Source organism: Robertmurraya sp. FSL W8-0741 (assembly GCF_038004005.1).
GTDB lineage: Bacteria > Bacillota > Bacilli > Bacillales > Cytobacillaceae > Robertmurraya > Robertmurraya siralis.
The window spans coordinates 3461764-3475757 of the sequence record NZ_JBBOQG010000001.1; the positions used below are offsets into that span (position 1 = coordinate 3461764).

Annotated in this window: 14 protein-coding genes; all 14 read right to left on the reverse strand. The window is 40.1% G+C overall.

Features of this window, described 5'->3' with window-relative positions; all coding sequences use genetic code 11:
* Window positions 1-10: 10 nt before the first annotated feature.
* Window positions 11-205, reverse strand: a complete 195-nt coding sequence (locus tag NST02_RS16740) for a hypothetical protein (protein ID WP_212933370.1) — start codon at window positions 203-205, stop codon at window positions 11-13.
* A 199-nt stretch (window positions 206-404) separates the two neighbouring features.
* Entirely contained in the window at window positions 405-1400 is a 996-nt protein-coding gene (locus tag NST02_RS16745) for a hypothetical protein (protein WP_137742741.1), read from the reverse strand.
* Window positions 1387-1734, reverse strand: coding sequence for a PadR family transcriptional regulator (locus NST02_RS16750; RefSeq protein ID WP_095311054.1), 348 nt, complete (start codon window positions 1732-1734; stop codon window positions 1387-1389). The genes NST02_RS16745 and NST02_RS16750 overlap by 14 nt, the downstream gene beginning before the upstream one ends.
* Window positions 1735-2120: 386 nt before the next feature.
* Window positions 2121-4190, reverse strand: coding sequence for a formate dehydrogenase subunit alpha (gene fdhF, locus NST02_RS16755; protein ID WP_340949304.1), 2070 nt, complete (start codon window positions 4188-4190; stop codon window positions 2121-2123).
* An 18-nt stretch (window positions 4191-4208) separates the two neighbouring features.
* Complete coding sequence (fdhD, locus tag NST02_RS16760) at window positions 4209-5000, reverse strand: formate dehydrogenase accessory sulfurtransferase FdhD (protein WP_095311058.1); 792 nt, start codon at window positions 4998-5000, stop codon at window positions 4209-4211.
* 43 nt (window positions 5001-5043) lie between these two features.
* Window positions 5044-6303 carry an L-lactate MFS transporter gene (locus NST02_RS16765; RefSeq protein ID WP_137742739.1) on the reverse strand — a complete coding sequence of 420 codons (1260 nt, stop codon included), beginning with the start codon at window positions 6301-6303 and terminating at the stop codon, window positions 5044-5046.
* Window positions 6304-7323: 1020 nt separating this feature from the next.
* Window positions 7324-8529: a CbiX/SirB N-terminal domain-containing protein gene (locus NST02_RS16770; RefSeq protein WP_095311063.1), complete on the reverse strand. Its 1206-nt coding sequence runs from the start codon at window positions 8527-8529 to the stop codon at window positions 7324-7326.
* 39 nt (window positions 8530-8568) lie between these two features.
* Window positions 8569-9546, reverse strand: a complete 978-nt coding sequence (locus tag NST02_RS16775) for an ABC transporter substrate-binding protein (protein ID WP_340949305.1) — start codon at window positions 9544-9546, stop codon at window positions 8569-8571.
* Between the two features lie 21 nt (window positions 9547-9567).
* Complete coding sequence (locus NST02_RS16780; RefSeq protein WP_373315053.1) at window positions 9568-10335, reverse strand: ABC transporter ATP-binding protein; 768 nt, start codon at window positions 10333-10335, stop codon at window positions 9568-9570.
* Window positions 10335-11375: a FecCD family ABC transporter permease gene (locus NST02_RS16785; protein ID WP_212933366.1), complete on the reverse strand. Its 1041-nt coding sequence runs from the start codon at window positions 11373-11375 to the stop codon at window positions 10335-10337. The genes NST02_RS16780 and NST02_RS16785 overlap by 1 nt, the downstream gene beginning before the upstream one ends.
* A gap of 38 nt (window positions 11376-11413) precedes the next feature.
* Window positions 11414-11953, reverse strand: a complete 540-nt coding sequence (locus tag NST02_RS16790; RefSeq protein ID WP_095311074.1) for a cob(I)yrinic acid a,c-diamide adenosyltransferase — start codon at window positions 11951-11953, stop codon at window positions 11414-11416.
* Window positions 11954-11965: 12 nt separating this feature from the next.
* Window positions 11966-12520 carry a nitroreductase family protein gene (locus tag NST02_RS16795; protein WP_212933365.1) on the reverse strand — a complete coding sequence of 185 codons (555 nt, stop codon included), beginning with the start codon at window positions 12518-12520 and terminating at the stop codon, window positions 11966-11968.
* Complete coding sequence (cobA, locus tag NST02_RS16800) at window positions 12514-13275, reverse strand: uroporphyrinogen-III C-methyltransferase (RefSeq protein ID WP_095311078.1); 762 nt, start codon at window positions 13273-13275, stop codon at window positions 12514-12516. Before cobA ends, NST02_RS16795 begins: the two co-directional genes overlap by 7 nt.
* Entirely contained in the window at window positions 13272-13901 is a 630-nt protein-coding gene (locus tag NST02_RS16805) for a precorrin-2 dehydrogenase/sirohydrochlorin ferrochelatase family protein (protein ID WP_095311080.1), read from the reverse strand. Before NST02_RS16805 ends, cobA begins: the two co-directional genes overlap by 4 nt.
* Window positions 13902-13994 lie beyond the last annotated feature (93 nt).

Here is a 13994-nt window from a genome sequence, read left to right on the forward strand (position 1 = left end):
TCCATGCCATTTAGTGAGAGATACTAATATATAGTCCTAAAGCGACTAACGAAAGAAGGATGACAACAGCATAAATAATGGTTAAATTCTTTGTATTCTTTTTTGTAGAGCCACGATAATCTTCATCGCTTCTTCTCGTTAGCCATAACGTTCCCAATAAAGCGGCAATCAAGAGCAGCAACACGATGGCAATAAGCATATTCATAGTTAACCCCCATTATTGAACAGAGTTTTTTTTTCAGCTCAATGATTCATTCAAATATTCAGTATAAATTAGAAAAAGCCTTTTTTCACCATCCATTTACCATTATTTTTCACCATCCACTTTGAAGCCGATAATTGTATTTAATCAAAAAGTTAAAAACACCTCTACAAATGTAGAAGTGTCTAACCCCCTCGTCAAATCAACCAATCTTCGCTTTCCGAAAACCATCGAAAATGCTCATTGCCGAAGATATAAGTAATATGAAAATCCCCCCACCAATAATTAAAGACATAAATTGAGTGGAAGTTATTGAAAATAACTCCGTCATATAGTCAATAAATTCTAAGGTTAGTAAATTTGGCGTTACAATTATGATGATAAATGCAACGGCCCCAACAAGTTCTTGTACTGTATTGAATATCGCCACTCTCTTTGTCCATTGCCCCTTAATTAATTTGTAAAGGACAAAAGTTAATTCAAGACCAATCACGATTATAATCAGTGGCCAATATCGCAACAAAATCTCTTGATTAAACATTGGAGCAACTAGTTTTAGACCTTCTAAACTACCAGTATAAACACCTAATAAACGTTCCGCATAGAAATAAAGTGTTGCCCATATACCAATCCACAGTAAACTGCCAAATATCTCAATTCTTGAAATTGTTTTTTTCTTAGGAATGTACGGAATATCCTTCAAATCTTCCGGCTTCCATTTTTTAAATGTTGCAGTTAATGGCTGCCCATTATTTCCTTTATCTGTTCTCTCTAAAATAACAAATACAAGAGTGATCCAAAATAAGAATTGAATTCCCACCTCGAATATAGTCAATATCCCTTTGCTTAATAGGCTCACCATTACTTTTATGAGCGATTCTTCACTGTATCCAGTCGTATATTCCGCAAAAATGGAAATAAACGATACGATTAAAGCAATTGGGAATATCATTTTTAATAGACTGACATACACATCAAAGTAACGAGGACCGATCAAATACATTGGTTTATCACGATATCCATACGCTAATGCTACCGGACTCCCTAGCTTTTCTAATACTGAGTTAACATCTTCATCACTATACTCATCAGGTAGCATATCCCCTATCGTGGAAGATAGCTCAAGGGCGATATCCTCACGATTTTTTTCGGGTAAGCGCCTAGTTACTTCCTGAATATATATTTTAATTAAATCCATCCTTCTCTCCCCCTTCCAATAAACTGTAGAGTTCTTTTGCGTTTTTCATCCATTCTTCTTTTAACTTTAAAAATATTTCTGCTCCATATGCGCTTAAAACATAATATTTCCGAGGTCTACTTTCTGATGTATCCCAGCTACTTGTCACCAATTCCTGCTTTTCTAGGCGTCGAAGTAAAGGATATAAAGTGCTTTGATCGATAATAATTCCTGAACCTTCTAATAACTGAACAAGCGAATACCCATACTGGGGTGTTCGCAATTGGCTTAAAACAGCCAAAGTCAAAGTTCCTCGCCTAAGTTCAGTTGTTAACGAATTTAATAACTGACTCACCTGTTCACCTCATCTTTAAAATACTATATAACGTACAGTATTTTTTATATACTATCTATCATACAGTATTGTTGCAACAAAATCAATTGCTCATGTTGATTTACTATGAATTAACCAAAAAATGGGTAGAATGTTGGAATGAGAACAGTTTAAAGCATCACTTGAATATCTTGTGATGCCTCATTTAAATTTTTCCACAACTATACTCACACTTCCAGTCATTTAAAGCAAAAAAGCTGAAATCCTCTATCATCAAGAATCTCAGCCTCTCTACCATATTCGTTTTTCACTTCGCTACAAGCAAATAGACATAAAATGGCTGGATGCTTTGCAAGCGCACATTCTTTTTCTCTGTAATTCAATCTTTTTCTGATCTTAACTTATCATTACGATAAAGAATTCTCATCCTCAACTTTTTCAATTTTGACCGCACAAGCTTTAAATTCTGCTGTTCCAGCTAGTGGATCGGTTGCGTGATTCGTAAGAAGATTCGTATTAGCCTGATCGGGAAAATGAAACGACATAAATACTAATCCCCTTGGTTGTTTTTTGCTGATTCTGATTTTGGTAACGACGCTTCCTCTACGCGAGGTGACTCGGACTGCTTCTCCATCATGAAATCCGAACAATGCTGCATCATCCGGATGAATTTCCAATGCTTCCTCAGCATTCTTCGCCTTTTTATAATAGCGGGTTTGTACGCCTGTATTATAATATTGTAGCCTCCGTCCTGTCGTCAATGTCAATGGATATTCTTGATCAGGAACCTCTGCTGGAGGCTGATAATGGCTTGGTACAAACCTGGCCTTCATTCCTACTTGATCAGACCAAAGGCGGCTATGAAGGTAGGGCGTGCCCGGATGACTTTCATCATAACATGGCCATTGCAGTCCACCCTCTTTGTCGATTCGCTTATACGTAATTCCGGCAAAATTAGGTGCGAGTATTCGAATTTCCTCCCATATTTCTTCGGCAGATTGATAGCTCCAGCTTGCTCCCATTTTATTGGCAATATCCTGAACAATGACATGGTCATGGCGCGCTAAACCTGGACCTTTTAAAGCAGGGCGTACTCGCTGAATGCGACGTTCAGAATTAGTGATTGTGCCATCATTTTCAGCCCAACCTGTAGCCGGAAGAACGACATCAGCAAGCATGGCTGTTTTCGTCATCAAAATGTCTTGAACAACTAGAAATTCAAGATTATTGAACACCCTTTGTACATAGTTTCCATCAGCATCGGATTGGACGGGATTTTCTCCGATAACATATAGCGCCTTAATTTCCTTCTTTTCCATTGCATCCAACATTAAAGTTTGATGCTTGCCTATTTTTTCCGGAACCGGATTTCCCCATACTCGCTGATGCCATTCTCTTCCTTGAGGGTCATCGTAATTCCAGCCGCCAACAAGGCGATTTGGCAATGCTCCCATATCTCCCCCGCCCTGAACATTATTTTGACCTCGAAGGGGATTTAAAGCAGAACCATATTTGCCAATATGCCCCGTCAATAATGCTAGATTAATTAACGAAAATACATTCTCTGTTCCATTATGATGTTCCGTAATTCCCAATGTCCAACAGATTGTTGCTTTCTCCGCGGTTGCATATAAACGAGCAATTTCTCGAATGTCATCTGCAGGCACTCCTGTAATTTTTTCAGCATATTCTGGTGTGTATTGTTTCACCGCATCTTTATACAACTCAAACTCCTTCGTAGCATGTTGAATGAATTTAAGATTGACTAACCCTTCGTCAATTATGACATTACCCATTGCATTCGCTAGAGCTATATCTGTTCCAACACGTACTGGCAAATACTTGTGAGCAAGCTTTGTTTGATCAATTTTACGCGGATCAATCACAACCATTTTGGCACCATTCTTAATTCCTCGGCGCATGTGATTAAAAATAATCGGGTGACATTCCTGGGTATTGCTTCCCCAAACAAGGATCACATCCGTATTTTCCAATTCATCATAGGAGCCCGTCGCTGCACCTGTACCAAACACCGTCACCAGACCGGTGACACTTGGGGCGTGTCATGTTCGGTTACAGCTATCAATATTGTTTGTTCCGATGACCGTACGCATAAATTTTCCAGCTAAATAGTTTAATTCATTGGTTGATCGCGAAGAACTGAAACAGCCGAAAGCATCTGGTCCATACTGTGCCTTTAAAGCAGAAAATTTCTCAGCTATTAAGGTTAGTGCTTCATCCCAGCTTGCAGGTGTAAGCTTGCCATTTTTCCGTATTAATGGTTCAGTTAACCTTCTCTCACTGTTGATATATCCCCAACCAAGAGCGCCCTTGACACAGGTTTCCCCATGGCTTGATGGATTTTCTTTATGACCCTTAACCTTGCTGATCTTTTCATTCGCGACTTCCACTGTCAGGCCGCAGCCTGTTCCACAAAAACTGCATATCGTTTCCACCTGTTTTGTTTGCACATCCATAACGAAACACCCCTTTTTTCAGTCAATGATTCTGTCACTTCGTGTATAAACATTTAACGATCTGCTTCGAATAAACCCCACTGTTGTAATTCCCAACTCTTCAGCGAGTTCAAGGGCAAGTTCAGTTGGAGCCGATTTAGACAAAACAATTTCACAACCAATTTTCGCTACTTTTGCTAGTATTTCAGACGATATTCGTCCGCTAAAAGCCAACACTTTATCCTTTAATGAAATATGGTTTCGTAAACAATAACCATATATCTTATCCAATGCATTATGCCTTCCGATATCAAGCCGCAAAAGAAGCAGCTGCTCTTTACTGCATAATGCGGCATTATGAACACCACCAGTCTCCGTAAATGTCTTCGAACCCTTGCCCATTTCTTCCATTATTCGAAAACAATCCTCATATGATAACTTTACGTTCACATCTTGAAATGAGTGCGACATTCTAGCATCATTAAAAAAAACAAAACTTTGCCTACTTTTGCCACAGCAAGAGGTTATATAGCGTTTGGAATGAAATTTCTCGTAAAAATGATTGATATAGTTTGTCTTGACATGAGCAAATCCTTCCTTTTCTTGAATCCATATATCATCAATATCTTCAAAACCTCTAATGACCCCTTCTGAGGCTAAAAAACCAATAACCATGTCTTCAACATATTCCGGTGTACAAACAAGTGTCGCAAACTCACTTTGATTCAATTTGATTGTAATAGGATGTTCAGTAACAATGGTATCTTCTATTTCTTCAATGCTTCCTTGCGTATAACGGGTGATGGTTCTTTTCGTTATGCTCTTCTTCACCTATTCATGCTCCCTCCCCGTATACCACTTCATAAATTTAGGTTTAGGCCGTTATACTGGATTCTTTTTGCTTACGAAGTTTAGATATATCCATTCTTATTAACAACGAAACGATCAGGGCGAAAATAAATAGACAGGCAAAAATATTTAAGCTGCCTGCATACGTCCCCGTTGTATCCTTGATATATGCAGCAAACATTGGTCCAACAAGACCAGCCGCGGCCCATGCAGTTAAAATGTAACCATGAATGGCACCGAGCTGTTTCGTTCCAAATAAATCGCCAATATAAGCAGGAATTGAAGCAAATCCACCGCCGTAACAGGTATAAATAATCGCTAGCATCACTTGGAATAACAGAACGTTGGTCGTTAAAGGAAGTAAGAAAAACAAGGCAATTTGCAAAATGAAGAAGGCAGTATACGTATTTGGTCGGCCAATATAATCTGAGATTGAAGCCCACCCGATTCGCCCTAAACCATTAAACACACCAATTGCACCAACAAGAGCAGCCGCGGCTACAGTATCAATTCCGATAGTCTCCATTGCTAATGGCTTCGCAACAGCTAAAATCGCAATTCCACAGGTTACGTTAATAAAGAGCATAATCCACAAATACCAAAAACGGCTCGTTTTTACGGCCTCATTTGCTGTTAATTGAGATAAATCAAGGCGAGGCTTTGCTGTACCTGCAGCGACCTTCTCCTCAAACCCCTTTGGCATCCATCCTTCAGGCGGCTTTTCTAAATATAATGATGAAGCCAGCATCACCAAAAAGTAAGCGCTTCCTAAAATAAAAAAGGTGTTTGCTACCCCTACATTTTCTATCAAACTATTCATAATTGGACTTGCTACTGCTGCTGCAAAGCCAAAACCCATAATCGCGAGACCTGTAGCAAGACCACGGCGATCCGGGAACCATTTAACCAAGGTTGAAACCGGTGCAATATATCCAACACCGAGCCCGATCCCGCCTAGGACCCCGTAAAATAAATAAAGCAATAACTTTGATCCTATTAATACAGCAACGCCAGAGCCAGCTATACCAATGCCAAAAAATGTTGCTGCCAACAATCCAGCTTTTCTAGGTCCGTGTTTTTCAACAAAATGACCTAAAAAGGCGGCCGACAGCCCTAAAAACAAAATAGCAATACTAAAGGTCAACGCCACTTCTGAATCAGACCAGCCGAACATATTTTTAAGGGGATTCGTGAAATTGCTCCAAGCGTATACGGAACCAATTGAGATGTGAATCCCAACAGCCGCCGCTGCAATAAGCCAGCGATTTTTCTTTGTTTGTACCATACCGTCAGACCTCCTTGGTGATCACTCGCTTTTTTGTTATTAATTTGCTACATATCCTAGGAGATACTTTTTTAAGGATTAAAGATTGATTATTTTGACTATTGAAATAATATTACCATGCAATTATTTCTATTTACAACATGAATATAGTTCTATCTTTAAATGACTCTCGGTTTAGTTTCGAGAAGTTATTCCACATCCCATTCAGAAATTCGCACTGCCGCTATTTTTATAAAGAAACATATTTCATTATCCAATAACAAAAGCATGGGACACCTTTGAAACAATCAGAAAGCAGATTGTTCCTGCGATGATCAGTCTAAGAAGCTTTTCTTAGTGCCCTCGCCGTACAAACAAAGGAAGGACCTTGTTCTTTCGATTAAGAAAATCTCTTGTTTTTCATTAACGATTGAGTTTGTTAGAAGCTAGAGCTAAACACACTCTTAAAAAAACCAAACAATCAATACCTCACATCCTAGAACTTAAAGAGATGTATACAAATAATAAAATGAAGCAAACTGAAAAATCATGAAATTTTAATTTAGGCTTTCGTTATATGTCAGAGTTGATTTTGACTCAATTTTATCAACAATACGATTAAACAAATAAATGAAAGATTTTATAGAGTTACTGGATAAATGATGGTGAGGAATAGGTTGACCACAAGCGACCTGAAAGTACCACTAAATCATTGGGACGGAAGCTCGGAGCAGCATTCAAATTTTTCGTTTCTTGCTCCATTGGTTGATAATGTATAAAAGAGGTAAAAGAATTAAATGTGCGTCATAAAGAGTCTTTGCCGCTGCAAAAAAAAAAGAGGTAGCATGAAATAGTAATGTTAGAGGTCTAAAAAACAAAGGCGATGGAGGTGCTGCTTGCTTTCAGTACAATGAATTCCTGTTAGACTTGGCATCTCCTTAAAAAAGCTCAAAAATTGATTGCAACTCTTACTGCCTTTTGTCAACAAACTGATGCAATTCAAATGTGAAATGCATCAGCTCGTCCAAGTGATTCCTGTATTTAATGATGATGGTGGTGATGGTGATGCTCATAACCATTTTCTTTTGCATATTGGCGAAAGTTTTCTAGATCTTGCATTCCTGTCGAAGTTCCCTCTAAAGCTTGATTCATTCTTTCCAATAAGACTTTTTTTAATTTCGGATGGTAACCAAAATATTCAGCAATATCAATTGACACATTTGGATAAGCTAGCCGAAATTGTTCAGCCATTTTATTCATTCGCTCCATTAAAATGCCCGTAAATAAAAAATAAGGAAGCATAATGATCTTTTTTGCACCTAATTTAATACAGCGATTCATTCCCTCTTCAACAGTTGGAGTAGTGACCCCCATGAAAGCACTCTCAACGATCGGTACGTCTAATTTTTCCCATAATAGTCTGCTAATTTTATAAAAATCTCCATTGGCATAAGGATCGCTTCCACCGCGCCCAATTAATAATATGGCAGTATCCTCATGCTTTTCATTCACATTTAAGCCAACTTCTGTAAGTCTTGTTTTTAATATCTCAAAAACTTCTTCATGTATTCCGATCGTTTGGCCATAAGTAAAGTGGACATCCGGAAAATGTTCCTTCGCATGTTCAATTTCTGCAGGAATATGCAGTTTAGAATGCCCTGCATGGAGAAGGATAATCGGTATTACATGAATCTCATCAGCCCCTTTTTCCACACATTTTTGAATCCCTTCTTCAATATTTGGTGCAGCAAACTCTAAGAAACAAGTTTCCACGAGAAGTGCAGGATCAATGTCCGCTTTTGTTTGTTCTACAAATTGTCGAACTTCTTCATTGCCCTCCTCCAGCCTGCTTCCATGGCCAACAAATAATATCGCTTTTTTCATTGCTCCATTTCCCTTCTTGTACTTATTAATTCCTTCGACACGATGAGTAGCACGTTTCCGTTCGCCGTTCTCGACAGAATATATAATCGCATCCTCATCTACCGTTTCATGAACAATGGCACGGGCTGTTTCTTCTTGTTGAACCGAGTACCATGTCCCTTTCGGATAATCAATAACCACACATTTGTCCTTACAGCGGCCGTTGCAGCGCGTCCGCGATGTATGGATTTTTTCATCAAGATGATTGCTGCGGATTTCATCGCGAATCTGCATAGTCACATCTTCCGCGCCAGCTCTCATACAAGTCGCTCCATTACAAATCAATAAGTGTCGTTCCATTTGCATTAAATTCCATGTAGTCATCATTTCCCTCCCTATTTAGCCATTCTTCGTATATCGTTTCTATTCAAAAGCTTCCGGGTAAAACCCTCTTGCTAAAATATCAAGCGCCTCTGCGACACGAACACCTTCTGAAGCTGCTGATAAAGGCAAAATAACGAAATGTTCATTCTGAACAGCAGGTGTTTGGCTCAATGCAGGATCCGTTTTTAGAAATTCAATTTTTTGCTCTGCAGTCGTTGTTCCATAATCAATTATGACAATGACGTCAGGTTGACGCTCGACAGCATCCTCTTTTGAAACAGTAGCCCAGTTTCCTTCCACATCAGCAAACACATTATGACCACCGGCCATCGTCACAAGTGTATTCATAAAATTTTGCGTCGCTGTGAATACCTCCGTCTCGCCACTATCAAATACTAAAACATCAAGGGGCTCCGTCACCTCCGGCAATTGCGAAACAATTTTTTCAATATCGTCATCCATTTGCTTAATCAACGATTGACCGCGTTCTTCTATTCTAAAAATCTTTGCGATATTGTTAATATCCTTATAAATATCCTCTAGTGTTGGTCCAACCTGTACCGATGATGATTGGAGATAGCTATCAATCCCTAACTTCTTTAACTCCTCACGTGTTGCAATGCTTTTTTCATTGAATGCACTAGCCCATCCGCCATATAGAAAGTCTGCTTCCACCGCGATAATTTCCTCTTTGGAAGGATATTGCTCTGCCAGTACTGGAACTTTCTGATAAGCTTCCTGTAAAGGCTCGTATATTTCATTGTCTAAATAAGCAGTCCCTACCATGGAATCCTCTAACCCAAGGGCGAGCATGATTTCAGTTACATGTTGGTTTAAGGATACAGCCCGTTTTGGTGCAGCAGCGTATTCAATTACAAAACCTTCATTATTAATTACGATTGGCTCGAGCTTCTCCTCATCTTTTACAGCTTCAGTTCCCGCCTCTTCATTTGAACAGGCAGAAAGGATAAATGCTGCTGAAAATAGCAGCAAAAGCCACAGTCTATTCATTTTCATATTTTATATCCTCATTTCTATTTACTGTTCCGTATAGAAAAATAGATGCAATTTCTCCGTGAATGGATTTTTCGAAACGAATGCATTGACACGAAACACCTCTTGCAACGTCTCTTTCGTTAGCACTTCTTCTGGAGTTCCAGACTGGAAGAGAGCGCCGTCCTTCATCACGAGCAGTTCATCACAATACCCAGCCGCTAAATTCAGATCATGAAGCGCTGCAACAATCGTGATTGGCAACTCTCGAACCAAGTCCATTAATTGATATTGATGCTCAATATCTAAATGATTTGTTGGCTCATCTAGAATTAATATATTGGCTTGCTGAGCAAGAGCACGGGCGAGCAAAACTCGTTTCTTTTCCCCACCAGATAATTCACTAAAATAACGATTTGCTAAATGAGTAATATTAGCCAAGCGCATGCTATCACTCACAATTGCATAATCCTCATTCTTATCGCTTGCCAGCCATTTTTTATATGGTGTTCTTCCCATCATCACTAGCTCTTTTACGGTAAAATCAAAAAGAACAGGAGCTTCTTGACTGACGACTGCAATATTTTGAGCCAATTCTTTTTGAGGGAATTGAAGAAGATCTTTCTCAAACAAGGTTACAAGACCGCTTGTTTGCTTTAAATGGCGGTAGATGATCTTTAACATCGTTGATTTACCGCTTCCATTCGGCCCAATAACACCGATAAATTGACCTTGAGCAACCGAAAAAGAAATATCATCGAGAATTTGCTTGTCCGATATTGAATAAGAAATACTTTCCACTTGAAGCAAGATCACTCACCTTCCCCAAAAGAATATCGTCTCTTTCTCAGCATCCAAATAAAGAAAGGCCCTCCGCAAACAGCAGTAATAATCCCAATCGGCATTTCTTCAGGCGCTATAACGATACGGGCAACCATGTCTGCCCAAACTAAAAAAATCGAACCAACGAGGGCACTAGTTGGAAGAACGTACTTATAATTAGAACCGACGACCATCCGAACTAAATGTGGAATAATTAAGCCAACAAAGCCAATGCTGCCACTGACTGCAACAACAACTCCAGTTAGTAGTGAAACAAAAATAATGATAAAAATTCGAAAGCGATCAATATTGACCCCAAGTGTTCCAGCCGATTCTTCCCCCAGAAGCAAGGCGTTAAGCTGGCGGTAGTTCATAAATAATAAAATAAACACAACGAGCAATGTACCAAACGGAATGGCAATATTTGACCATTTCGCTCCAGCTAAGCTGCCGAGCATCCAATGCATAACCGCTTGGATTCCCCCTTGCTGCTTCGACATCATCAGCATAAAATTGGTGATAGCAGAAAACACCATCGAAATCGCAATTCCTGCCAGCAGAAGGCGGATAACTGAAGTTCTACCATTCACTCGTGCCAACAAAAATACCATTGCAACAGCAGAGATTGCTCCTAAAAACGCAGCTAACGATAAAGCATACATCCCAAGGGCACTAAATGCACCTAATAAAATAACGGCAGTCGCTCCGACTGATGCTCCTGAAGAAACCCCTAAAATATATGGGTCTGCAATCGAATTTTTCACTAGTGCTTGAATCGCTGCCCCGCAAATAGCAAGGGAAGCACCAACAAGTGCGGCTAATAACACCCGCGGTAATCGAATTTCCCAAATAATAATGGCTTGTGCTCTCGATGCCGATGTCTCGACTGGGATACCCAGCTTTGCAAAGAGAATTTCCCAAATGATTCGAGGAGTTATCCCGACAGATCCTAACATTACCGCAAAGGTTATTGAAATAAGCAGGACTCCTACCAATATCCACAGTAGTAGCATAAAACGTGTCTTTGTCATTTTAGGAATAATAGTACCTCCTTAACACCTGCTTTTTTTCAAAACTCTAATCCTTTTAAAGCGTTAATGTTTTGTTCGCTGTAATAATGCTTCGTCGCTTCGATCGTTGACACTAAATCGGCTAGTGCAAGAATCGCTGGATGGGCATTGCGCCCAGTGATGACAAGATGCATTTTTTTCGGGCGGTCCTTGATTGCCTTTACAACTTCTTGCAGCGGCAAAACGTCATTAACAGGAAAACGGGTGATCGCAAGCGCATTATTCAATTCATCTAATACTAATAAATCAGTCGTTTCATTTTGCAGCTCCGTCTTTACGAGCTGCCATGCTTGTAAGAGGGCGGTCCGATGCTCCTCAGGTGTTTTCGTCCATGTAAAGCCAACACCTAATTGAATCGTCTCAACCCCTAATTTTCTTAGAGCGATTTGCTCCCCATATGTACGTTCCGGAGATTTAATAAATTGAAAATACTTAACCGTCATTCCACGGCCGATTGCCCTTAACGCAATGCCGAGGGAAGCAGTCGTTTTTCCCTTACCATCTCCGGTATAAACTAACACCATCCCCTGACCTGCCATGCTTATGCCTCCTTAAAGCCATGTTGTTTTTTCTGTATACGAAGTGCGTTTTTTCGGGGAGGTGATCTCTTCAGCTGGATAGCCTATGCACAATGTTCCTACTAATTGCTCTTCATCAGTCGCACCAATAAACGTATGCAATGCCGTATCATGAACAAAACCAACTCCGCGAGTTCGCCATACCATTCCTAGCCCTAGCTGTTCGGCCATTAACCACATCGACATGATGGCGCAACTAACAGCAAATGTATTATCTTTTGTTGCTCCCTCATCACCAGTGACAATAGCAGAAGTCGCGACGATAACAAGCGGCGTTTTCGTGATAGCAGCCATTGAGCTCTCCACTAAATGAGGTTTGGTCGGAAAACGCTTTTGGAGATAATGCAGCGCCACTTCTCTATAACCTTTTAAACTGTCACCTTGCAGTACATAAAAATGCCAAGGCTCTCTCATTCGATCATTAGGGGCATATGTGGCAGCTTCTAGTAATGCCTCGATTTTTGAGCGTTCCACCTCACGTGTGTCAAATTGACGAACTGCTCGACGTTTTTTTAGAATTTCTAGCATAATTCTTGCTCCTTCTCTGCAAACCAGGCAATCTGCTCCCTTAGCTGAACCACATCCCCGACTAAAACAAGGGAAGGATTGGTAATGTCGTGTTTTCGTATATCTTCAGCAATAGTGGCAAGCGTTCCCGTAATCGTTCGTTGCTTTTCAGTTGTCCCCCATTCAATAACAGCTACAGGCGTTTTTTCGTTTTTGCCGTAATGGATTAAGCTGTTTGCAATGTGGGCAATATTGCCAATACTCATATAGAAAGCAACCGTATCAATTTGCGCAAGTGCGGACCAATTTAAAAAGTCTTCTCCTTTTTCTGCTCGTCCATGACCTGTAACAATGGCATAGCTTGCACCATGATCACGGTGTGTAACAGGGATGCCCGCATAGGCAGGGGCGGCAATTCCAGCAGTTATTCCAGGAACGACTTCATAAGGAATATTCTCTTCCCGTAAAATCGCTGCTTCTTCCGCTCCGCGACCAAAGACAAAGGGATCCCCGCCTTTAAGGCGTACTACTTGCTTGCCTAGCTTAGCCTGCTCAATAAGAATACGATGAATTTCTTCTTGAATGAGCCTATGTTTTCCCGGTTCTTTCCCGCAATAAATGAGTTCAGCACTCGCCTTCGCATGTGTTAATAACTGAGGATTTACTAAGCGATCATATAAAATCACATCAGCAATTTGAAGACACTCCAGTCCCCGAATCGTCAATAATTTAGGGTCTCCAGGACCAGCACCTACAATATAAACATATCCGCTCACTGTTGTTCTCCTATCTTTTGTTGTAACCATGCATTACATTTTTCCTTTTCTCCTTGTTCAATCCACTGCAAAACTTGTGGTTCCAACAAATCTGCAAGCAGCTGCTTTTTCTTTTCGCCTGAAAATAATCTTAAAATTTGCTTGCGCGCTTGCTTTAAAAAGAAAACGTACTCCGCATATGGTTCACCAAATTGTTCTTCCAACTCCGCTTTCATCTTACGTGTTAAACCTGGACTTGCACCAGATGTCGAAACGGTGACCACAAATTCACCGCGCCGAACAACGGCTGGATTGATGAAATCAACGCGCCCTTTTGCATCGGCACGACTAAGCAGTTGCCAATGCTGGGCAGCTTCCTCAACCGCATTATTAACTTCTTCATCATCCGTAACAGCAAAAATAAGGGATGCGTCATCTAAATCAGCCGGTTCAAACTCTTTGTTTCTCCAAGTAACAAAACCTTCATGAACATAGCGTTGTAATGTTTCCGTTATCTTTGGACTAACTACTATTAATTGTGCTTTAGTTGGTAGTAACGCTTCGACTTTTTGGCGAGCGACATGTCCTCCGCCAACTATTACCACCTTTTTAAAGTCGATATTCATCAACAACGGGAAATAATTCATTTACATCCCTCCAAACTCATAGATTAATTAATTTACATATCATAAGGGACTATACCCGGATAAATTTAAGTTCAGATAGAATAAATAATCTAT

What these genes read in the sequence shown, in the direction of transcription:
- NST02_RS16805 (WP_095311080.1), bottom strand. Translation starts at nt 13,901, where the DNA reads ATGAATTATTTCCCGTTGTTGATGAATATCGACTTTAAAAAGGTGGTA.
- NST02_RS16765 (WP_137742739.1), bottom strand. Translation starts at nt 6,303, where the DNA reads ATGGTACAAACAAAGAAAAATCGCTGGCTTATTGCAGCGGCGGCTGTT.
- NST02_RS16790 (WP_095311074.1), bottom strand. Translation starts at nt 11,953, where the DNA reads ATGGCAGGTCAGGGGATGGTGTTAGTTTATACCGGAGATGGTAAGGGA.
- NST02_RS16785 (WP_212933366.1), bottom strand. Translation starts at nt 11,375, where the DNA reads ATGACAAAGACACGTTTTATGCTACTACTGTGGATATTGGTAGGAGTC.
- NST02_RS16795 (WP_212933365.1), bottom strand. Translation starts at nt 12,520, where the DNA reads ATGCTAGAAATTCTAAAAAAACGTCGAGCAGTTCGTCAATTTGACACA.
- NST02_RS16745 (WP_137742741.1), bottom strand. Translation starts at nt 1,400, where the DNA reads ATGGATTTAATTAAAATATATATTCAGGAAGTAACTAGGCGCTTACCC.
- NST02_RS16770 (WP_095311063.1), bottom strand. Translation starts at nt 8,529, where the DNA reads ATGACTACATGGAATTTAATGCAAATGGAACGACACTTATTGATTTGT.
- NST02_RS16740 (WP_212933370.1), bottom strand. Translation starts at nt 205, where the DNA reads ATGAATATGCTTATTGCCATCGTGTTGCTGCTCTTGATTGCCGCTTTA.
- NST02_RS16775 (WP_340949305.1), bottom strand. Translation starts at nt 9,546, where the DNA reads ATGAAAATGAATAGACTGTGGCTTTTGCTGCTATTTTCAGCAGCATTT.